Here is a 22,921-nt window from a genome sequence, read left to right on the forward strand (position 1 = left end):
TGGGCGAAAATAAGCTACCAAGGAAAAGAAGGTTATGTATCGCTAGAGTTTGTGAAGCTAGAAGCAGGAAAACAAGAAGAAAAGCCAGCGGAAGACATTACGAATGGAACGCAAGAAGTAGGAACGATTAACGCGACAAGCTTACGAGTAAGAAGTGCGGCAAATACGAGCAGCACCATTTTAGGAACCCTAAAAAATGGAGAAAAAGTAACAGTACTAGGAAAAGCAAACGGCTGGGCGAAAATCAATTACCAAGGAAAAGAAGGGTATGTGTCGTTAGAGTTTATAACGATTGGTAAAGATTCCATAGATCCAACAAACCCAACAAACCCTGGACAGGTAATAGAAGAACGAGCCGTTGTAAATGCGTCTTTATTAAATGTACGTAAAGGTCCATCAACAGGTGCGGCAGCTGTCGGTCATTTGAAAAATGGAGAGACTGTTACGATCATAGGAAAAGAAAATGGCTGGGCAAAAATCCGTTTTAATGGCGGAGAGGGTTATGTTTCGTTACAGTTCTTAAAAGTTAAACAAGGTTCGTCTTCTTATGAAATTGTTACCTCATCACAAAAGGTTCAAAAACCAAATGAAGCGGAAGCAACACAAATTATGCAGAATATGAAAGAAGATGCTTACATTAAAAGTGACGGTAAAGTTGTAAATATGAAGCAAGGTTTCGTTCGTGCAAATGGTGTTATTAATATTTATGATATTACGACGGGTAAAAAGCTCACATATGTAAAGGGTGGAGCTGACCTGAAATTTGTAAAAGCTGTTGATGATCGTATTCATGTCCAAATTGATGGTATGACAGGTTATGTGAATATAAATGATGTTACATTACATCCGACAATGACTGGTGAGAAAACGTCGTATTATGCAACTAAAAATGGCAAGTTATATCATTATGTATACAATCCGGAAAATGGTAAACATGCAACGTATCAAATTGGTAATGCTCCGAAACATTTAAAAGAAGGAGAGCGTTACGAGGCTTTTGATAAGAAGCAAATTGGAGGACAAGATAGTTATCAATACTTTGAGTATATGCCACTTCGTGCAACATCTACTTATACAGGAGATGAAATTGATAATTTCTTACGTAAATCGAATGCAAAGAGTCCACTTATTGGATTAGGAAAATATTTTGTAAGTGCAGCAGAGAAATATAAGATGAATGCCGGTTACTTAGTGTCACATGCAATTTTAGAATCAGGATGGGGAACAAGTCGTATCGCGCAAGATAAGAAAAATTTATTTGGCTTTAGAGCGGTAGATTCAGATCCATACAATGGTGCAACTGGATTCAAAACATGGGAAGAAGGTATTGATTTTTGTGCGGCATATATAGATAAGCATTACTTAAATCCAAGTGGAAATACATATAATGGTGGAAACTTAGGAGATAAGGCACAAGGAATGAACGTCATGTATGCAAGTGATGAAAATTGGGGACAGCAAATTGCCTCGCTTATGTATAGAATTGATGCAATGAATGGAAGTAAAGATTTAAATAAATATCGACTTGGAACGTTAACGGCAGGTTCTCCGATATTCAAAAGTATGGCTGAAGGTCAGACTGGAATGACATCTCGCAACATTATGGTAGCCATTAAGAAAACAGTTAATACACCACAAGGATCGTATTATGAAATTGTCTCGGATAATAAAGAATACAACAGTGTCTACGTAAAAGCTGGATCTGTAAATCTTGTGAACTCTTATTAAAGGAAAACATCATCATTTCAATGCAGAAAAGTGAAGTTCATAATGTTAGAGGAAGTGACAGTGTGAAAAAATATATCGCATTTGATATTGGTGGCACACAGATTAAATATGGGATTATTTCAAAATCTGGGATATTACTAAATCACGAAACTACATTAACAGAGGCCCATTTAGGTGGGGAACAAATCGTTCAAAAGATTATTAGCTTGGCGGTGCAATTAATGAATGAACATGTTGTTTCTGGAATCGGTATTAGTACAGCTGGAATTGTAGATATTCATAGAGGAATCATAACTGGCGGCGTGGATCATATTCCACGCTATGCTGGTATTCCTATTATTGATAGATTACAAGCTGTATTAAAAGTTCCTATATCCATTGAAAATGATGTCAATTGTGCTTTGTTTGGAGAGATGTGGCAAGGTGTTGGAAGAGATGAAAATAATTGCATTATGCTTACCCTTGGAACGGGAATAGGGGGAGCTATTGTTATTAATAAAAAACTGTACAGAGGTCATTCATTTAGTGCTGGTGAATGGGGCAATATGTTGATCGAAGGGAAACAATTTGAAGAGGTTGCCTCGATTTCAGGGTTAATTTCTCTTGTGCGGAAGTATAAAGGTAGCGGGAATTGGAACGGTGAAAAAATTTTTGAATTATATGATCAGAAGGATAAAGAAGTTATACATGCCGTTCGAATATTCTTTAAACATTTAGCCATTGGAATTAGTAATCTTGCTTATATCTTCAATCCAAAAGTAATTATTATTGGTGGAGGGATTACTAATAGAGGTAATCGATTTTTAGAAGAAGTAAAGGAAGAGGTACGAAAATATTTAAATCCTGAGATTTATAGTAATTGCGAGATTAAAATCGCACAAAATCGTAATCACGCAGGAATAATTGGTTCGATTTACCACTTCTTACATCAATATAAATAAATGATATAGGTGTTTTCATATAATTGAGAATTTATTCTTTTTCTCAATAGATAAATAATGCTACAATATAAGAGAAGAATACAATATTTTCCGATTAGGAAAATGCTTTGTAGAAAGGAAGAAACTTCATGCCTATTATTTTAGAAAAAGGACAAAAGATCGATTTAACGAAAGGACAACCGAGAGTAGCAAAACTACAGGTTGGCTTAGGCTGGGATCCAATTGGGCAATCAGGTGGGTTTCTGTCTTCATTATTTGGAAGTAAACCGAATGTAGATTGTGATGCATCTGTTGTTATGTTAGAAGGGGATCGCTTTTTAAATAAAAACGATTTAGTTTACTTCGGAAACAAGCTTTCTACTTGTGGTAGTATTATTCATTCAGGAGATAATTTAACAGGTGAAGGCGCTGGTGATGACGAAACAATTTTCGTAGAATTACATAAAGTTCCGAGCCGTATTAATCGTTTAGTATTCGTTGTAAATATTTATGACTGTGTAAATCGTCGTCAAGATTTCGGGATGATTCGTAATGCATATATTCGGATTCAAAACCCGCAAACTGGTGAAGAATTAGCACGCTATAATTTATCGGATAATTATGCTGGCAAAACGACTCTAATTGCAGGTGAAATGTATCGCCACGGAAGTGAATGGAAGTTTTCAGCTGTTGGAGAAGGCACACAAGATAAAAACTTAAGTGAGATTGTATCACGTTATCAATAAAATAAACCTAGGAGGAATTGAATATGGCATCAATTTCATTGAAAAAAGGACAAAAGGTAGACTTAACAAAAACAAATCCAGGTCTTTCAAAAGTTCTTGTAGGACTTGGTTGGGATACGAATCGTTATGACGGACAAAACGATTTCGATTTAGATGTTAGTATTTTCTTAGTAGGTGCTAACGGTAAAGTTTCAGGGGCAGAGGATTTCGTCTTCTATAATAACCCAAAAGGTGCGAATGGTGCTGTCGAGCATTTAGGAGATAACCGAACTGGCGAAGGTGAAGGCGATGACGAATCGATTAAAGTAGATTTAAAAAATGTACCTGCACATATCGAACGTATTTGTTTCTCAATCACAATTTACGATGGAGAAGGTCGTAGCCAAAACTTCGGGCAAGTTTCTAACTCTTTCGTACGTATTTTAGATGAAGAAAAGAATGCAGAGTTAATTCGTTACGATTTAGGAGAAGATTTCTCTATTGAAACAGCTGTTGTAGTAGGGGAATTATACCGTCATGCAGGTGACTGGAAGTTCAATGCAATCGGAAGTGGATTCCAGGGCGGATTAGCGTCTCTATGTAATAATTTCGGTTTAGATGTAGAGTAATAGATTTTATATATCTATCGGTGAAACAGGTGTTTACTGATGGATATATTTTTTAAGATATCAAATATAGAGGTGAATATAAATGGTTATTCAATTGCAAAAAGGACAGAAGATTGATTTAGGTAAGACAAGCCCTGGCTTAACAAAAGCAGTAATTGGTCTTGGATGGGATATTAAATCTTATGACGGTGGATCAGATTTTGATTTAGATGCATCAGCATTCCTATTAGATGCGAACGGAAAATGCACAAAGGAAACTGACTTTATATTCTATAACAATTTACAGTCTCCTTGTGGATCTGTTCTACATACAGGGGATAACCGTACAGGTGAAGGTGAAGGCGACGATGAGCAACTTGTTGTAGACTTGAAGAAAGTTCCGGCAGATGTGCACAAAATTGCTATTACAGTTACAATTTATGATGGAGAAGGCCGTAATCAAAACTTTGGACAAGTTGGAAACGCATTCGTTCGTTTAGCGAATGAAGAAACGAGTGAAGAAGTTCTTCGTTTTGATTTAGGGGAAGATTTCTCCATTGAAACAGCAGTTGTCTTTTGTGAATTATACCGTCATAATGGACAGTGGAAGTTTAATGCAGTAGGAAGCGGTTTCCAAGGTGGCTTAGGTGCGCTTGTAAGAGCGTATGGCTTGGATGCATAAGAAGGGAAACGATATTCGTTTCCTTTTTTTGACCTTTCTATAAATCTAGCAAAGAATAGGGGATAAAGGTAAGATGAGTATTTTGCAAGGGATCCTTGATACGTATGCTCAGTTTTTCGACTTGGACATGTGGATTAAAGTGTTGCAAGATCCAGTATCTTGGGGATTAATAGGTACACTTGTTGTGCTTGAAGGGTTGTTATCTGCTGATAACGCACTTGTATTAGCGGTAATGGTAAAACACCTTCCGGAAGAAAAGCGTAAAAAAGCATTATTCTATGGACTTATTGGAGCTTATGTATTCCGTTTTATTGCGATTGGAATTGGAATGTTCTTAATTAAATTGGCGTGGGTAAAAGTGTTAGGTGCACTTTACTTAGCTTGGCTTTCAGTTAAATACTTCATTGATAAAAGAAAAGGTAATGCAGAAGAAGAAGAAGCTCATGGTATGAACCAAAACAGTATTCTCTTCAGAATGTTTGGTGTCTTCTGGGGAACAGTTGCGATGGTTGAATTAATGGATATCGCGTTCTCGGTAGATAGCGTACTTGCTGCATTTGGTGTATCAAATGAAGTTTGGATTCTATTATTAGGTGGAATGCTCGGTATTTTAATGATGCGTGGTATCGCTGGTGTATTCTTAAAATTGTTAGAGCGTATTCCAGAACTTGAAACGACAGCATATATTTTAATCTTAATTATTGCAGCAAAAATGTTACTGTCTGTTATTCATATTGAAATAAGTCATATGCTATTCTTTATCATTTTAGTTGTAGCATTTGGAGCAACATTTATACTTCACTACATGAAGAATTCTGGACAAGCTAAAGAAGAAGTTGCAGCTACTAAAAATAATCATAAATAATTGAAATGGGTTTGCTCGTTATGCGAGCGCCCATTTTTTATAACTAAAAATAGTTTATAATAGAAGAGAGACTTTATAAAAAAAGTAAATGTTTTTGGAGGTGAACTGTTGTGTTTTCACGTTTTACACTTCAACCATGTGCATTAAAAGACGAATCAGATTTAAAGCAATTTGAAGCACTTTTAGAAAAACGCCCACAATATGAACTGACAGAGAATGAGATGAAGTTTAGTTATATAGCAACTCGTATTCTTGGTGTTCCTAATGATGTAGATGAATATTTCAATGAGCTATTTGATTATAGCGAAGTGAAAGGGATCGTGGTTTTGCATGAACAAAATTTAAATAAGGTGATTGATCCCGAAAAACTGCGCCATATTCAAGAGGTTTTTACATTACATCAAGAAGCACCGAATGGCCTTACAGTAAATAGGCTTGTCGCCCATCTGTCTGGAAAACAACTATTACCACAAGTAGACAATCCTGACTTACAGCATTATATATATACGACGTTTATTTCTGTATTGAAATTGTATGAAAAACAACATAACCAATCATTAAAAACAGAAGGATTCCGTCGTTTCTTAATCGATATGATTAAGTTAAGTGACAATTACGTAGCGAAGTGGTTCTCTACGATTAATTATAAGAAACAAATGCCGCGCATTATTTGGTACGGTGATGCACAGGAAAGCCGTATATATTTCTTATACTTTCTTATTATGCTCGGTTGCGATGTACTTTATTATCACCCAGAAGGAAAAGATGGATTTGAGAATGTTGATGAGGAAGGAAGAAGTTTTGTTGTGTCTCATCCAGGTCGGATTTCTCTTGAGCCATTTCCAGATCGCCGCCGTGAGCGAGTTGCGACAGTAGCCTATCAGGCTTCAAAAGAAATTGAACAAGTACTTCACCATGATAACTCACTGCTGTACAAGCCGTGGCAATTTCGTTCCTATACGCCTGTTGCTCGTACGCTCAAAACAACGTATGATGAACTCTTTTTAATTACGAAAGAAAAGGCATTTGTGCGTCCAACATTCTTTGTTGAAAATAAACACATTTATATCCCTTCTTTATTTGCGAAAATATCAGGTGTCTCAAAAAATGATAAAGAATATTTTCAGCGATTAAAGGCTATTACATCATTTGATAACAGTTTATTAATTAATACATTTCCGTTTACGAAAGAACAAAAAGCGAATTTCCAATATCATTACCGAGATGCGTTAGACCGTGGGGGGAAATTACACCCTGATTTAATTATGAACAGTCATTGGTGGCCACATAAACGTTTGCCAGAAGGATTGCAACATGGTATTGCAGAGGCGATCATTCATACGTGCGAAAGTGAAATGTGTAAACCCATTGCGAAAGAGACGAAACAAGATGTAGCACTGTATGTTTTCGCACAGCTTTCTCAAATACCGCCGAACATTTTAGAGCAACTTGAGAAATTTGATTACTCGCAAGAAGTACCGAAAATTGTTATATTTAATAATGAGAAGAGCGGAGAATTAAGCCGTTCAGATGCTGTTTTATTACTATTTTTAAATCAAATTGGAGTAGATGTATTCCATTTCAATCCAACGGGAAGAAACGATATCGAACCGTATATTGAAGCAGGAGCATTTGATTCGCATTGGCTTGAAGAAGTTAATTTCGATCTTGAGTTTCATGGTTCATCAGCCTATAAAAATTTATCACAAACAATAAAAGGGCTATTTCGTCCATTTTTATAAGGAAAGGGAGAATACCATATGAATAACCCAGTCATACTAGATTCGAAAACAGAATTAAATGAGCAAACGGCACAAGATGTTCGTTTACAACTTAGACAAGATGCAGAAGTACAACGTATTTATAATGCAGTAGATATTAAAGATCAGTTAGAATTAATCGAGCTTGGAAAAGAACCATCTATGGAAATTTCACGTTTCGCTGATCAAATTTTACATACAATGTCTTTATCAAAAATAGAAGACTCTGGAGAATTATTAAAACAGCTTGGTAAAATTATGGACAGATTCGATAGCAAAGACTTTGCGGAAGAGAAAAGCGGTTTCTTCTCACGTATGTTCAAAAAAGCTGATAAAATGATTGAACAGATCTTTAGTAAGTACCAAACAATGGGTCGCGAAATGGATAAAGTATACGTAGAAATTACAAAGTATCAAGATGAAATGAAAAAATCAATCGGTACGTTAGATGGTTTATATGAGCAAAATTTAAAATATTATTTAGACTTAGAAAAGTATGTAGTAGCAGGGGAAATGTTATTAGAGCGTTTAAATACAGAGTTGGTTCCAATGTACGAAGAGCGTGTGCGTAACAATGACCAATTAGCAGGTATTGAATTAGAATCACTGAAAAACTCTGTTGAAATTTTAGAGCAGCGTATTGATGATTTAGAAAAAGCACGTATGGTTGCGCTACTTACAGCACCACAAATTCGTATGGTTCAACGTGGTAATAATAAATTAATTGGTAAAATCAATACAGCATTTATTACAACGATTCCTATCTTTAAAAATGGTATTATTCAAGCGGTAAATGCGAAACGTCAAAAGCTTGTTGCAGATTCTATGGCTGAACTGGATCGTCGTACAAATGAATTACTTAAGAAAAATGCACAAAATATCGCAACGCAAAGTGTGGAAGTAGCGAGATTATCAGGTTCTTCTAGTATTAAGATGGAAACACTTGAGGAAACTTGGAACATTATTTCAAGAGGTATGCAAGAAACACAACAAATTGAAGAGCAAAATAAACGTGAGCGCGAAGAAAGCCGCAAGCGTATGGCTACGTTAACGGAGAACATAAAAAAAGAATTACAAGGATAAAGTGAAACTTTAATCAGCGGGGACATCTCCCACAAATAATGAAATAAATGAAAAGGCAATGAGGAATAATCCTCATTGCCTTTTAGTTTCTCTTTACTAATTTAATGATATCATTCACAACAAGTGGAATGATACTTAAGAAGAGAACAAATCCCCAATCTCGCATCGTTAATGCATGTACACCGAATATATTTGCAAGAGGTGGGATGGAGATAATACACACTTGCATAAGAACACCGATAAGAAGGGAGAAGACTAAATATTTATTTGTAAAGATCCCAATTGAAAAAATGGATTTCGTTCTTGAACGCAAGTTAAATGAATGAACGAGCTGAGAAAAACTAAGAACGACAAATGCCATTGTTTGAGCGTGTAATAGAGCATCTTCATCAATTTTCTCTGGGAAAAGAGGAAATAAATTTGTATCTCCGGTATAGAATTTTGCCCCGCTGATAAAGGCTGTTAGCGTTAAAAGTCCAATGACAACTCCATTGAAAATAAGAAAAGGAACGCTACCACTAAATAAGCTTTCTTTCGCATGTCGTGGTTTTTCCTTCATCACATCTGGATCTTCAGGGTCAACCCCAAGTGATAATGCAGGCAGTGTATCTGTAATCAAATTGACCCACAAAATGTGAATAGGTCGTAGTGGTGTTGCCCAACCGAGTAAAATAGCTAAAAATAAAGCGATAATTTCTCCAAAGTTACAAGAGAGTAGGAAGAGAATTGATTTTTTTATGTTACGATAAATATTTCTACCTTCCTCAACAGCTTTCACTATAGATGAGAAATTATCATCTGTTAACACTACATCCGCTGCCCCTTTTGCAACGTCTGTTCCTGTAATGCCCATCGCTACGCCAACATCAGCCTGCTTTAAAGATGGAGCATCATTGACACCATCACCAGTCATAGAAACGATATTTCCTTTTGCACGTAATGCTTTTACAATCTTTACTTTATGCTCTGGAGAGACCCTAGCGAATACATTTAAGTGATCAATTTTGCTTGCTAGCTCTGTATCTGAAATGTTATCTAATTCAGTTCCAATCATAATTTCAGATATGTCTTCAGCAATGCCAAGTTCTTTGGCAATGGCGAAGGCGGTATCTTTATGGTCACCAGTAATCATAACTGTGCGAATACCGGCCTTTTTACATTCTGTAATTGAATCTTTTACTTCGGTTCGCGGTGGATCAATCATACCGACAAGACCAATAAAGATGAGATTTTCTTCAAGATGATCTATAACCACATCGTTTGAATTGTATTGTTTAAATGCGAATGAAAGTACTCTTAAAGCCTCTTGAGACATTGCCCCGGCAGCTTCTAATATTTGATTTTTATCAGCATCTGTTAGAATCTCGATTTTACCGTTTTTAAATATGTGGGTACATCGAGGTAAGAGTTTATCAATAGCACCTTTTGTCATACTATAGTAGCTTTCATCGTATGTATGAACGGTTGACATCATTTTACGATCTGAATCGAAAGGTAGCTCGTTAACACGTTCATGTATCTGTTCTAAATGATCCTTTTGCATGTTAAAAGTGCTTCCGGCAACGAGAAGGGCGATTTCTGTAGGGTCCCCTGTTTGTGAATCGGAACCGTAAGACGCATCGTTGCATAGCACCATATTTTCTAACAAGAGACGTTGTACATCATTATTTACATTTAAGTTTTCTAAGTGGTCGTATGTGTTATCACTATAAAAGTGAGTAACGGTCATTTTATTTTGCGTTAACGTACCTGTTTTATCTGAACAAATAATTGTGACAGAACCGAGAGCTTCGACAGCTGGTAGCTTACGAATGATAACATTTTGTTTAATCATTCGCTGCACACCAATTGCAAGAACGATGGAAACGATAGCCGGCAAGCCTTCTGGAATAGCTGCAACGGCTAAACTAATAGCAGTCATAAACATTTCTAACGTATCTCGTCCTTGTAAAAAACCGATGATAAACATAATGACGCAAATAGATACAGCGACAAAGCCTAAATACTTTCCGACTTGTGCTAAGCTCTTTTGAAGTGGTGTCATATCATCGTCGGCTTCATGTAAAAGGGTAGCAATCTTACCAATTTGTGAGTTCATTCCCGTTTCAACAGCGACACCGACTCCGCGCCCATATGTTACTAGTGTCGACATAAAGGCCATATTTTTTTGATCGCCTAACGGTACTTGCTCATCACTTTGCATAGAAGGGTGGTAAATTGCATCTTTATCAACAGGGACAGATTCACCAGTTAGAGCAGATTCTTCAACTTTTAAATTTGCGGTTTCGATAAGTCGCAAGTCACATGGGATATAACGTCCTGCATCCAGCATGACAATATCACCTGGAACGACTTGTTCAGATTGAATTTCTTTTAGTTCACCATCTCGCTTGACGATAGCTTTAGGTGTCGCCATCTTTTTCAATGCCTCTAAAGCTTGTTCTGCTTTCGATTCTTGGATGACACCGATAACAGCGTTTAAAACTACAACGAGCGCGATAATACTTGCATCAGCCCATTCGCCTACAAAGGCAGAAATAAGGGCAGCAATAATAAGGACATATACGAGGACGTCATTAATTTGGGCGAAAATACGCTGCCATAACGTGCGTTTTTGTTTTGTAGCTAATTCATTAGAACCGTATTGCTTTAAACGTTCATTTACAATTTCATCTGTTAAACCGTGTTGTTCGTTTGTTTCTAAGTCGATTAATGTTTGATCTTTCGTCTTACTGTACCAATTGCTCATAAGTAAGCACCTCCAGTAAAAACAGTTAGCAATGGTAGTGTTGCTATTATTTGTAAGTAGTATGTATGGAGAAAAAATCTAAGGTGAGGTTCTACTTCCATTGTACAATATTTTACAGTTGGTTGAGGGAAAGAGAAGAGTTGTCATGAATTTGTTGGAAATAAAAAAGAGCCCCATAGTGAGGCTTTTTACTTTTTAATTAATGTACCTAATTCTTCTGTAATAGCTTGCATTTCACTAATGCTGAATGTTTCACGTTTCATAACGTGCTCATAGATGTCACGTAAGTCTTCGTACATTTCTTCATTAAAGCTAGCAGCTCTCATCGCTCCAGCATTAACCATACGTAATTTTTCTTTAATAGCTTCAACCATATATTCAACATTTTCTTCTGACTTTACGGATAAATCCACCGAAGTGTCCCCCTTTAAAATAACATAAGGATATCTTAACATTTTTTATCATTTTCGTTAATGAATCTTTTCAATCCTATTAAATTAGTAGGTATTTCCTTTATAATTAATAATTGGTTGTTTATACTATAAGTATATATAAAGAAATGCACCAAGAAGGGAAGAACAAAAATATGGTTCAAGTATTGTTTGTTTGTCTTGGGAACATTTGCCGTTCACCGATTGCAGAAGCAATTTTTCGAGATCTTGTCGTAAAAGAGGGACTCGAGGAGAAAATTGTCATTGATTCTGCAGGAACTGGAGATTGGCATGTTGGCCATCCGCCACATAAAGGAACACAAAAAATTTTAAAAGAAAATGCAGTCACTTTTGAAGGAATTAAAGCAAGGCAAGTAGAAAAAGAAGACTTAACAAAGTTTGATTATATTATTGCCATGGACAACAAGAATATAGCAGATTTAAAAAGTTTAGGTAAAACTGGAGGCTATATTGGTAGACTGTCCGATTTTGTTCCAGACGGTGGCTGGACAGACGTTCCCGACCCTTACTATACAGGGAATTTCCAAGAAGTATATGACCTTGTAACAGAAGGGTGTGCAAAGCTATTAGCTTTCATTCGAAATGAACAAGGAATATGAGGAAGCTTAGAAAGAAATACTTTCTAACATAAGAAATGAAAGGGTGAAGGAATATGGCAAAGAAAAATAATATTGCTCGAAACATTGCGATTGGTGTAGCTGCAGGTGTGGCTGTATCTATGTTGAAGAAGGAAAACCGTGAAAAAGTAAAAAATACTGCGGAAAAAGCAAAAACAAAGATGATTGAAATCGGTGAAAATGCGAAGATAAAAGAAAAAGTGCAAACTGTTACAGATAAAGGACGCGAACTCGCTGACTTCAATGTAGTAAAAGCGAAAGTAGCAGAAATTAAAAAATTGACGCCGTCTGTTGTAGAGACGTTAAAAGAAACGAAAGAAATTTTTAGTAAGAAAAAGGTTGAGCCAGCAGAGAAGCCAGAAACGATTGAAATTCAAGCTGTATCTTCAAAGGTAGATGAGCTGAAAGCAGAAGAAGAGCCAATAGTTGCTGAAGAGGGCGGTATGAAAGAAGCGCGTGAACTATTTATGAAAGACTCAAATGTAGAGGAAAAAAAAACTGAAGCGTACATTGAGTTGAAGCAAGATAAAGAAGAGAAGAAAAGCGTTTAAACATATATGAGAAAAATTTTAGAAAAGGTGAGAAGAAATCGTACTTATTCGTTTGGTAAAGATTTGTATGACCGGACGATGCGCGATGATGTAGCGGGCTTGGCAGCACAGCTCGCTTATTTCTTCTTGCTTGCAATTTTTCCTGGGCTCGTTTTCTTAATTACGCTTCTTGGATTTATTCCCATTCAAACAGAGGATGTGCTTAGTTTATTAGAGGTTTATGTACCAGATGATGCAATGAACTTAATTGAGGTAAATGTAGATAAAGTTGTAAATGAGCAAAATGGTGGTTTATTATCATTTGGTTTATTATCCATGTTATGGTTTGCCTCAAATGGTGTTAATGCGGTTATGAATGCTTTTAATCGTGCGTATGATGTAACAGAAACACGTTCCTTTATTAAAACGAGAGCTTTATCCATTGTGTTTACATTAGCGATTATTTTTATGATTGTGTTTGCGCTAATTGTTCCAGTATTTGGACAAGTCATTGGAGCAGCGGTGTTTAAAGCACTCGGTTTATCAGATAGTTTCTCTTTCGTATGGAGCATTACACGCTTAGTAGCGAGTTTCTTCGTACTATTTGCCTTGTTTAGTTTCTTATATACATTTGCACCAGATCGAAAGTTAAAAAGAAGAGAAGTCATTTCAGGAGCAACATTTGCTACTGTAGGATGGATTGTGGTATCGTACTCATTTGCTTATTATGTAGATAAGTTTGCAAATTACGCCAATACATATGGCGGTCTCGGTGGTATCATTATTTTAATGTTATGGTTTTACTTAACTGGATGGGTAATTTTACTTGGCGGTGAAATTAATGGTTTACTCCATCATTATAGGACGGGTGACAATAATTCCCGTAATGAAAAATGACCTCTTGTTCCATAATAATAGGGAACAGGGGGGCTATCTCATGAGTAATAATAAAAAGAACCACAACAACAAAAATAACAATAAACAAAAGAGCAGTTCGCATCCAAAGCATAAAACGAGTAGTAGTGCGAACGGGCATAATAGCTACCATTAAAAAACGGGTCCTCTATGAGGGACCCGTTTCTTATTTGTTTCCTTTTAATAATCGTAAGCCATTCAAAATGACAAGAATTGTACTTCCTTCATGCCCAATAACACCGAATGGAAGAGCTAAAAATTGCAAGAAGTTTGAACAAATCAGCATTGCAATTACAGCTAGTGAAAAGATTACGTTTTGCTTTACAATACGATTCATTCGTTTTGATAAGCGGATCGCTTGAGAAAGTCGAGATAATTCGTTTTTCATAAGTACAACGTCTGCAGTTTCTAAAGCTACGTCTGTTCCTTCTCCCATTGCTACACCAATGCTAGCAGTAGCGAGTGCAGGGGCATCATTTATACCATCTCCGACCATTGCTACTGTCCCGTATTTTTCCTTTAGCTTTTTAATCGTTTCAACTTTTGTTTCTGGTAAGCATGATGCGTAATATTCTTTTATATTACTTTCAGAGGCAATAGCTTTTGCCGTTTCTTCATTATCTCCAGTAATCATAATTGCCTCGACACCGATGCTTTGTAATTCGCGAATAGCAGCTATTGTTTCTTGGCGAAGTGTATCTTTTAAAGCGATAAGTCCAAGAATGCCTCTCTCATCACTAATATAAACGACAGTTTTACCTTCTTTTTCAAGTGAGGCAGAAATACCATTATGAAATGTCTTTGTTTCTTCACCGATAAAGTCAGCTTTACCTATTTTATAAGCTTTGTTTTCAAATATTCCTTTGAGTCCAAAACCAGTTACATCTTCAACATTTTCTGGTTTTTTTAATGCAATGTCATACGCATGTTGTGCATATTTAACGATAGATTCAGCTAAAGGGTGGGTAGAGTGACTTTCAATTGATGCTGTAATAGAAAGTACTTCTTTTTCTGTCATACTTTCTCGAACATATACATCTGTTACGGTAGGTTTTCCTTGTGTTAATGTTCCTGTTTTATCAAAGGCGATCGCTTTTACTGAAGCGAGGCGTTCTAAATGTATGCCACCTTTAAAGAGAATTCCATTTCTTGCTCCGTTAGAAATTGCAGATAATGTTGCTGGTGTAATGGCAGCAACGAGTGCACAAGGAGATGCGACTACAAGTAAGATCATAGCGCGATAAAACGTTTCATTCCAGCTCCAGTCAAGTAAGAAATGAGGGACGAACATCATAAGCGCAACAACGAGTAGTACACCTTTTACGTATGTTCCTTCAAACTTTTCGATGAATAGTTGTGATGGTGATTTTTCACTTTGTGCACTTTGGACGAGACGGATAATCTTTTGGAATAATGTTTGATCGCTCGGCTTCGTAATCTTAACTTCGATAGCACCGCGTAAATTTACAGTACCGGCAAATACTTCATCGCCATATTTTTTTTCATTTGGAATAGGTTCTCCAGTAATTGTTGCTTCATCGATATTTGTTTCACCGTTATGAATCGTACCGTCAGCAGGAACGCGCTCACCTGGCTTAATTAAAATAATGTCGTTAATTTGTAATCGTCCAACAGGAACACGTTCTTCGGTTCCATTTGAAATACGTAATGCTTCTTCAGGTTGTAAATCAAGAAGCGCTGAAATTTCTTTTTGACTTTTACTTAATGTATAAGATTCCATCGCACCGCTTAGTGCGAAGATAAAGATTAAAATTGCACCTTCTGCCCAGTAGCCAATGATTGCAGCACCGATAGCAGCAAAGAGCATGAGCATTTCGACATTTAGCTCTTTCTCTTCAATGGTATCTTCAATACCTTCTTTCGCTTTTGCATATCCACCAACTATATAAGCAAGGATATAGCAAGTAATGCCTACATTCATTGCATCGTTCTTTGTGAATAACCAACCAGCTAAAATGAAAATACCAGATGCGATTGCAAATATAAGTTCATAATGTTTCTTTAATGTATCCCATAAAGAGGGATGAGAAATAGACTTTTGTACTTGTAATGTTTTTACTTCTGAGTTCATTACTACTCGCTCCTTCCAAATTCTTATTGAGAAAAAGAATCAAAATCGAAAGCCCTATAAAACGACGAAAGCTGCCATCCATAATGGATAGCAGCATTTCTGTTGAATCTGATTTTAATAGTTATTATGTTGTAATTATTCTATAGTATATCATATGTTTTCGTTAGATGATATGTTTTGTTTGCGTATAAACTGAAAACTTGTGTTTTCACACTTCCTTTGGTATATATGAATATTGTTCATAAAAAGATCGGAAAGGAAGACAACAAGTGAAAACAGAGAAATTTTTTACCCATCCGATTGGCGTACTAATTGCTGCAATAGTAGCGACTTTTTTATGGGGGAGCGCATTCCCATTTATTAAATTAAGTTATGCTGAACTTGGAATTCAGCCACAAGAAGTTGGGGAGCAAATATTATTTGCTGGTTATCGTTTCTTTTTATCTGGAGTCATGCTCTTATTATTCTTTAAAGTGTTAGGAAAAGATATGAGCTTCAAAAAAGGAACGGGGAAACAGTTAGTACAAATTGGTTTATTTCAAACATTTCTTCAATATATATGTTTTTATATTGGAATGAGTTATAGTTCTGGTATTGAAGGAGCTATCATTTCAGGAACATCATCATTCTTTCAAATTTTACTCGCTCACTTTTTATATAAAGATGACGCTCTCAATATGAGAAAAATAATTGGGGTCTCTATTGGCTTTTGTGGTGTCATTTTAGTAAATGTACCAAGTGATGGTAGTTTGTCATTCCATTTCGGAATCGGTAGCTTATTACTTCTTAGTGCAGCAATATTGTATTCATATGGAAACATATTGGCGAAAGAAGGTAGCAAAACATTAGATGTTGGCTATATGACAGCATACCAAATGATTTTTGGTTCTATCGGGCTATTATGTATAGGGGCTTTGCAAGTTGGAGCCATGCCATTTACATTTAGTGTACATGCAATACTTATGCTTCTCTACTTATCTTTCTTATCCGCAGCAGGCTTTTGCATTTGGAATACAATTATGAAGTATAACAAGGTTGGAAAAGTATCAATGTACATGTTCTTTATACCCGTATTTGGTGTGTTATTATCGAGCATGATTTTAGGAGAAGCAATTCATTCATTTGTATTATTCGGTTTAGCATGTGTAGCCGCGGGAATTATCGTGGTGAATCGGACGACAGCTAAGCAGAAAAGGGCGAACGAAAAACAAGTAGCATAGATAACAGGAAAACGATTACAATGGAAGAACAGTACTGTTCTTCTTTTTTTATATAGAAAAAGGATAATAGACTAGGTGTAACGAAAAAAGATACAAAAAGCATTTATTGAGGAGAACATGTTATGAATCTATTTTACATGGTGTTAATTGGACAAATCATTCTTTTTTTAATTGGTGCAATGTACGCAATAGGACAGACAAAAAAAACAAGAAATAATATGCCGTTACCTTTAGCGGTGCGTCTTATTCTTAGTTTTTCTTTAACAGCAAGTGCAATTTTGATATGGTTACAAGATCCATCAGTAGAGTATAGTACGTGGGTTGCACTAGGTATGACATTATCAACTGTAGGAGATTTATTTATGGCAGGTTTGATTCCAATTGGTCATCGATTAATTGGAGGGATGATTACTTTTGCCCTTGCGCATTGTTTTTATGTAAAAGCATTTTTGCAAACAGGCATCTCATGGAATGGTTTTTGGATTGGTTTACTCGTATACGGACTCTTTCTAATTATAGGATGGTTCTTTTTTATACGAAATGATAAACAAGATAAATTGTTTACGATAGGAGCTCTAATTTACGGATTGTGGGTTGGAGGAATGGCTTGCTTTGCATTCGCCCTATACTATGAGAATATAGGAATATGGTGGATACCGGCTTTTGGTGGTTTACTATTTGTGATTTCTGATTTTATTATAGGTGTGACAGATATTGGAGGACGCAAATTAAAGTATGAACCACTTTGGATTTGGTTTACATATGTAGCGGCTCAAATGTGTATTGTATATGTGGGAATATAAAAAGATACTCTCAAAATAGTGGATAGACTATTTTGAGGGTATCTTTTTTACTGCTTGCAAATAGTGAGGTAAATATAGATTATGGTATATAAAAATAATAAATTTATGAGGATGTTATTTTTAAGTTTGCAATATTACAATTTTATAATTCAGAATTTTGTGGAAATCACACAGTTGAAGTCCTTATAATAAAAGTAAAAAGATGATGAGATGGTGGAATGATGCAAAGGAAAAAACGTTTGCGTGAATTCTTTGGAACAATTGCAATTGCATGTTTGTTAGTGTTTTTAGCGAAAATTTTTGTGTTTTTTCCTACGACTGTAAAAGGAGCGTCCATGAAGCCGACGTTACAAGATGGGGATAAGCTGATTGTTAATAAGTTAGCAAAGCAGTTTGAAAGTTATGGGAGAGAAGATATTATTGTTGTGAAGACGGATAATTTTTATGTGAAAAGGGTTATTGGTTTGCCTGGCGATGTAATCGAGGTGAGAAATGATCAATTATATGTGAATCATGAAGTGACACAGGAAGCTTATTTGTATAGTAATAAAAAACAAGCTGAAAAAAAACTTATGAATTTAACAGAGGACTTTGGACCGATTACAGTTCCTAAAAATAAGATTTTTGTTATGGGAGATAATCGCCTAATAAGCAGAGATAGTAGAAATGGTTTGGGACTTATTGATAGAGAAGATGTATTAGGAGAATTAGCGGCAATTTATTATCCATTTGAACATATGAAAATAATGAATTAAAGTAAAAAACCAAGCAAACTGAAATTTGCTTGGTTTTTTATGTTAAATCGTAGGAGACTCATTAAATTCATAGACGTCTTCATTGTTTTTGTTTGTACTTAAAACGAATTTGTGTTGCAATAGTTGCAGTTTAAAGAATGCTAACGGATCGTGATAAGTTTCTGGGTTGCTTCTTAATGTTGTTAATGTTTGCTCGTCTTCCTGTATTTCAAGTTGAGCTGCTTCTACATTTTGTTTCAATATGCTAAGTGGATCTTTAAAGAACATCATGATATCTCGTTCTAATGCGCCTTCAAATACTTCAAATTGAAGGAAGAATTGTTTTGAGATTGTTTGAGCAATTTCCGTATAGTCTTCCGTTTCAATGTATTGTTTATATTTGTTTGCGAGCATAGACTGATTTTTTTGCATGTTACCAAATAGTTTTCCCGCACTCTTTAAGAAAAATTGTGTCGGTGTAAAGCGTAATAAAATATTGATGTTCGTTACTGTAATTCTATTTGTCATGCGTACAACATCTCGATGCCAATCATCTAGTAATTTGAAATCACAAGGAAGTTTCATGCGTTCTTCTTTATATAATTTATTAAACGTTTCACTCATTTCATCTAAATAAGATTGAGCTTGAATAAATTCATTATGAGCTGTTTCAATCCACTCTTGAATAGAACCAGTAAATTTAGGAAGAAGCACTTGTTGTACATGTTTTTGAACTCGTTCGTTCATCGCAGCATTTAATTCTTCATGAACTAATTTGAAGTCGCTATCTTCTTGAACAAGGTCAGAACAACTCTGTAATAATTCAGGAATTTGAGAATGGATATCTCGTGTGATTTCTTCTTTCGTTAAAAGATAAGATTCTGTAATAGAACGAATTTTATCTTTTTCAAGAGCAGTAAGGTTGTTAATAAATCCATTTAATTTAACTGAGATATGTTTATTCCAGCGTACGGACTTCACTAATGTATTTTCTAACTCCACACGTTCATTTACAAGGTATGCGATTGTCTTTTGAGTAAACCATATTAGTTTTTCTATACGTTCTTGTTCCATGTTACGTTCTGCTAGATTAGAAAGAATAGACTCTGTCACGTCTCCAAGTTGCTGGCTACTCTCTTGTGAAGGAGAGTATGGGAAGAACTGTGCATTTGGGAAATGGACTTTAATCTTACTCATTAGTTTTTCATTATTGGTCGTATTATTTGTGTGTAATACGAAATGAATTTGTAAATTTGGCACTTGTTCACGTAAATAAAGTAATGTATCAAGTTCTTCACCATGTAATGGTGAAGCAGAATTTAATACGTAAATAAGGCTATCTGCTGCTTGTAAGTATTCAAAATATGAGCTGTTTTTATCCACTTGCCCTTGAACAGGTGGCGTAACAAGAAATGCAAATTTATTTTTTCTTAAAAATCTACTTGGTAACTTAATTTCTATACATTTTTTCTCAAGTTCTGATTCGGAAGGTGTAGCCATTCTTTGATGGAATTCATCAAAGCTAGGTATATTGTGTACATCTAACGCAGTGAATTCTGTTATTTCAGTTTGGCTATCATCTTTAAATAGAATAGGAGTTGTTACAGTCTCAGTTAAGATGTTCTCTCCTAGTATTGAATTGATGAATGATGATTTATCCTGGTCAGTAGTTCCCGCTATTAGTAATTGTGTAACATTTAAATCACACAGTTCGTGCACGAGTAACGTAAATTGATGACTTAAATCCACATCGTTTTTTTCAGCCCATACAGCAATTGTTTCAAATAAATGAGAAACTGTTTCCATATTTACATTTGTTTCAGCTGTTGAATTAGAAAGTAGGGCTCCAGCACTTTTTACGAGTAATGACTCTAAAGTTGTAGGTGAAACTTCATTCCATGCTAACACTGCAGCAGAGACAAATAGGGCATCTTTTGCTTTCGTTAAACTAAACCAATTTGTTAATAAATCTGGTACAAGTCCCTGCATTTCATGCATGAAATGCTCACCAGTAATTAACTCAAAGTACGTATCTTGATAGCGTTCAACAATTTCATGCCAATCGTCATTGTTGTCTGTTTCAATATGTAAGAATAAATGATTTATTGTTTGAATCCAAGGTAGATACAAGTTTTCATTTTGATAGCTGTTCCAAAGCGCAATAACAAGTTCTTTAAATTGGACTTGATCAATTGCATATAAAGCTTTTAAAGATTCATAGAAATATTCTGGTTTGATTTGTTTCGTGAATCCTTGATTCACATAATTGATTAAAGTATCGAACCAGTGTAATGATTTTGTTCGAATTCCTTCTTGAACGGCAAGTTCGATGGCGTTATTCCAATCTTCTTGTTTTTCATAGAATGAGCGAGCAATTGCAGTGATATTAGGATAGTCAGGTTGAAATGCAACAGCCTCACTAATTGTCTTAAATGCTAGACCTAAACGTTCTTGTTCGATGTAAAGAGAAAGAAGTTGTAAGGAAACTTCCATTGTAAGAGTTGTATCTTCCGTTTGAATAGATTGATAAATCTCTTCTGCTCTTGGCAAGAATCCTAGTTCAAAATAAGAATCTGCAATATTTTTGGTTGCCCAAAGTGCAAGTTCGTTATTTACTTTCTCCCATTTAAATATCGCTGCTTCAAAGTCTTTATTTTGGTAATAAAATTCACCTTGAGCAAAGCGGATATTAGAAATGTTGGAGAATTCATTTGTAGATTCATTTATATATGCTTCACCGAGTACTTCTGATACTGGAGTAGAAGTTTCTTCTGTTAAAAATGTTTTATAGTAAACCTTTTGGATAAATTGATTTTCAATGGTCATGTTCGTTCCCCCTGTATAATTTAGAAAAATGATGTTGTATGTAAAGGGTGTATGTTCTTTTAATAGGTAGAAGTTGCATTATATCGACCAAACTATGTTTTTGCTAGATATATCATTTTTCCTGAGAGTTAAACCGTTGCGAAAAGTAACTTTCCTTTATTGTAACAAAAAAACAAGCATATGAATTTTTATTTTTTAATCCCGCTATTTGCGTGTAGTAAGACTAGCACTTCAAAAAGCGGTGAATACAAGGGAAGTAGGAGGGAGTCGTGCACACAATTGGTGTGTGCTAAAAATTAGTGAGGATGAACAAATCACCACTGATTAATGGTTCACTTTCTTCCTGCTAAAGGAATGGATAGAAGTAGAGTTCATTATAAAAACAATGTATAGTGAATATGTATACCATGTTTGTCTGAAAGATAGAAAGGGCACAATGTGGAATAACGATCGTGCATAGGATGTGTTTTCCGAATGGAACAACATATTGGCGAGTTAATCGCGCATTATGGGTATTTTGGAATTATTATAGCGTTGGCCGGTGGAATTGTTGGATTACCGATACCAGACGAGTTTTTATTGACCTTCGTTGGTTATAACGTTTCTAAAGGAGTTATGTCAGGAACTGCTGCTTTTTTAAGCGGGATGGCTGGTGCGATGTTAGGTATTACATTAAGCTACATATTAGGTTTAAAACTTGGGCTCCCTGTTTTAAAAAAATATGGGCCGAAGATTAGAATTAAAGAACATCACATTGAAAAAACACATATTTTATTTGAAAAATATGGACCATTTCTTTTAATGATTGGTTACTTTATCCCGGGAGTACGTCATTTAACAGCATATTTTGCTGGGATGTCGAATTTAACACTTTGGCGTTTTTGTTTGTACGCTTACGGTGGTGCGCTTATTTGGATAAGTGTTTTTATTGGACTTGGCTGGAAGTTAGGAGAGAAGTGGCGTTTCGTTGAGTATAGCCTACATCATTACGGAGTATGGATTTTATTCATTTCAGTATTTGTTACATGTATTGTATGGTTTTATATAAAGAAAAAGAAAAACCGCTAATAGCGGTTTTTTTAGCTGAAAGCAATAAATAATACACCAGCTGTAATAAAGACTACACCAACGCCAGTCATAAAGTTTAACTTTTCACCGAGTATAATCATCGCGAGGATGATAGAAAATACGACGCTTAATTTATCGACAGGAGCCACTTGTGAGACTTTCCCTGTTTTGAGGGCAAGAAAATAAAATAGCCATGACGAAGCACCTGCAACCCCACTTAATGTGATAAAGAGCAGTGCTTTTTTATTTAGCAGTACGTCGCCGATATTTTGAAATTTACCTTGGATAATAATAACGCCCACCATAAATAATGCCATAATAATAGAACGAACCGTTGTTGCAACATTGGCATCGATTCCATCTAAACCAATCTTTCCGAAAATAGATACAAGGGCAGCAGCGATTGCTGATAATAGTGCGAATAAGAGCCATGAACTCATAGTAAAATTCCTCCAATCTTACATCATTATACATGAAAACCATTCTCATGTATAAAGTGAAACTTTAATCAGTGGGATTTTACCGCCTCGCAAATAGCGAAATA

At 35.6% G+C, this 22,921-nt stretch carries 20 protein-coding genes; 15 read left to right on the plus strand and 5 right to left on the minus strand.

Translation table 11 applies throughout. From position 1 onward, the window contains the following. The 8 genes from AC1Q8N_RS25325 to AC1Q8N_RS25360 all read left to right on the plus strand — a co-directional run. On the plus strand, positions 1–1,728 hold a 1,728-nt coding region (locus AC1Q8N_RS25325), incomplete at its 5' end, for an SH3 domain-containing protein (protein ID WP_493521424.1). A 62-nt stretch (positions 1,729–1,790) separates the two neighbouring features. Next, positions 1,791–2,669, plus strand: coding sequence for an ROK family protein (locus AC1Q8N_RS25330; RefSeq protein WP_098079822.1), 879 nt, complete (start codon positions 1,791–1,793; stop codon positions 2,667–2,669). Positions 2,670–2,797: 128 nt separating this feature from the next. Then, positions 2,798–3,394: a TerD family protein gene (locus AC1Q8N_RS25335; protein WP_001121597.1), complete on the plus strand. Its 597-nt coding sequence runs from the start codon at positions 2,798–2,800 to the stop codon at positions 3,392–3,394. Positions 3,395–3,417: 23 nt separating this feature from the next. Then, the gene (locus tag AC1Q8N_RS25340) at positions 3,418–4,002 is read left to right on the plus strand and encodes a TerD family protein (protein WP_000146727.1); all 585 of its coding nucleotides are present in this window, start codon (positions 3,418–3,420) and stop codon (positions 4,000–4,002) included. Between the two features lie 82 nt (positions 4,003–4,084). Then, entirely contained in the window at positions 4,085–4,663 is a 579-nt protein-coding gene (locus tag AC1Q8N_RS25345) for a TerD family protein (protein ID WP_000236650.1), read from the plus strand. A gap of 73 nt (positions 4,664–4,736) precedes the next feature. Continuing rightward, the gene (locus AC1Q8N_RS25350) at positions 4,737–5,528 is read left to right on the plus strand and encodes a TerC family protein (RefSeq protein WP_046958168.1); all 792 of its coding nucleotides are present in this window, start codon (positions 4,737–4,739) and stop codon (positions 5,526–5,528) included. A 110-nt stretch (positions 5,529–5,638) separates the two neighbouring features. Further along, the gene (locus AC1Q8N_RS25355) at positions 5,639–7,270 is read left to right on the plus strand and encodes a YceG family protein (RefSeq protein WP_048542152.1); all 1,632 of its coding nucleotides are present in this window, start codon (positions 5,639–5,641) and stop codon (positions 7,268–7,270) included. A gap of 18 nt (positions 7,271–7,288) precedes the next feature. Further along, positions 7,289–8,371, plus strand: a complete 1,083-nt coding sequence (locus AC1Q8N_RS25360; protein ID WP_001064402.1) for a toxic anion resistance protein — start codon at positions 7,289–7,291, stop codon at positions 8,369–8,371. A gap of 82 nt (positions 8,372–8,453) precedes the next feature. Here AC1Q8N_RS25360 and AC1Q8N_RS25365 read toward each other — a convergent pair whose 3' ends face one another. Continuing rightward, on the minus strand, positions 8,454–11,120 hold the full coding sequence (locus tag AC1Q8N_RS25365) for a cation-translocating P-type ATPase (protein ID WP_098079818.1): 2,667 nt from the start codon (positions 11,118–11,120) through the stop codon (positions 8,454–8,456). Between the two features lie 188 nt (positions 11,121–11,308). Beyond that, positions 11,309–11,533, minus strand: a complete 225-nt coding sequence (locus AC1Q8N_RS25370; RefSeq protein WP_000366197.1) for a DUF1128 domain-containing protein — start codon at positions 11,531–11,533, stop codon at positions 11,309–11,311. 173 nt (positions 11,534–11,706) lie between these two features. On the opposite strand from AC1Q8N_RS25370, the gene AC1Q8N_RS25375 reads away from it, so the two are divergent. From AC1Q8N_RS25375 to AC1Q8N_RS25385, 3 genes are read left to right on the plus strand one after another with little or no spacing between them, the layout of a single operon-like run. Next, complete coding sequence (locus AC1Q8N_RS25375) at positions 11,707–12,171, plus strand: low molecular weight protein-tyrosine-phosphatase (RefSeq protein WP_098079816.1); 465 nt, start codon at positions 11,707–11,709, stop codon at positions 12,169–12,171. A gap of 53 nt (positions 12,172–12,224) precedes the next feature. Next, positions 12,225–12,740 carry a DUF4075 domain-containing protein gene (locus tag AC1Q8N_RS25380; RefSeq protein WP_001085384.1) on the plus strand — a complete coding sequence of 172 codons (516 nt, stop codon included), beginning with the start codon at positions 12,225–12,227 and terminating at the stop codon, positions 12,738–12,740. 6 nt (positions 12,741–12,746) lie between these two features. Beyond that, complete coding sequence (locus AC1Q8N_RS25385; protein WP_048542149.1) at positions 12,747–13,616, plus strand: YihY/virulence factor BrkB family protein; 870 nt, start codon at positions 12,747–12,749, stop codon at positions 13,614–13,616. A gap of 184 nt (positions 13,617–13,800) precedes the next feature. On the opposite strand, the gene AC1Q8N_RS25390 is transcribed toward AC1Q8N_RS25385, so the two are convergent. After that, positions 13,801–15,726, minus strand: coding sequence for a heavy metal translocating P-type ATPase (locus AC1Q8N_RS25390; protein ID WP_098068161.1), 1,926 nt, complete (start codon positions 15,724–15,726; stop codon positions 13,801–13,803). Positions 15,727–15,995: 269 nt separating this feature from the next. Here AC1Q8N_RS25390 and AC1Q8N_RS25395 point away from each other — a divergent pair, with 269 nt between their 5' ends. The 3 genes from AC1Q8N_RS25395 (at position 15,996) to lepB (ending at position 18,504) form a co-directional block, all read left to right on the plus strand. Continuing rightward, the gene (locus AC1Q8N_RS25395) at positions 15,996–16,946 is read left to right on the plus strand and encodes a DMT family transporter (protein ID WP_431098375.1); all 951 of its coding nucleotides are present in this window, start codon (positions 15,996–15,998) and stop codon (positions 16,944–16,946) included. Positions 16,947–17,068: 122 nt separating this feature from the next. Beyond that, complete coding sequence (locus tag AC1Q8N_RS25400) at positions 17,069–17,749, plus strand: lysoplasmalogenase (protein ID WP_048542140.1); 681 nt, start codon at positions 17,069–17,071, stop codon at positions 17,747–17,749. Positions 17,750–17,967: 218 nt separating this feature from the next. Beyond that, positions 17,968–18,504 (plus strand): signal peptidase I, encoded by a 537-nt coding sequence (lepB, locus tag AC1Q8N_RS25405; RefSeq protein WP_098079812.1) that lies wholly within the window; start codon positions 17,968–17,970, stop codon positions 18,502–18,504. 42 nt (positions 18,505–18,546) lie between these two features. On the opposite strand, the gene AC1Q8N_RS25410 is transcribed toward lepB, so the two are convergent. After that, on the minus strand, positions 18,547–21,309 hold the full coding sequence (locus AC1Q8N_RS25410) for a tetratricopeptide repeat protein (RefSeq protein ID WP_098079810.1): 2,763 nt from the start codon (positions 21,307–21,309) through the stop codon (positions 18,547–18,549). Positions 21,310–21,783: 474 nt separating this feature from the next. Between AC1Q8N_RS25410 and AC1Q8N_RS25415 the strand changes: the two genes are divergently transcribed. Next, positions 21,784–22,377 carry a DedA family protein gene (locus tag AC1Q8N_RS25415; protein ID WP_048542134.1) on the plus strand — a complete coding sequence of 198 codons (594 nt, stop codon included), beginning with the start codon at positions 21,784–21,786 and terminating at the stop codon, positions 22,375–22,377. 11 nt (positions 22,378–22,388) lie between these two features. Here the strand turns inward: AC1Q8N_RS25415 and AC1Q8N_RS25420 are convergent, their stop codons facing one another. After that, entirely contained in the window at positions 22,389–22,817 is a 429-nt protein-coding gene (locus tag AC1Q8N_RS25420) for an EamA family transporter (protein WP_000100307.1), read from the minus strand. Positions 22,818–22,921 lie beyond the last annotated feature (104 nt).

The sequence above is a fragment of the Bacillus sp. GW823-FHT06B01 genome (assembly GCF_058952315.1).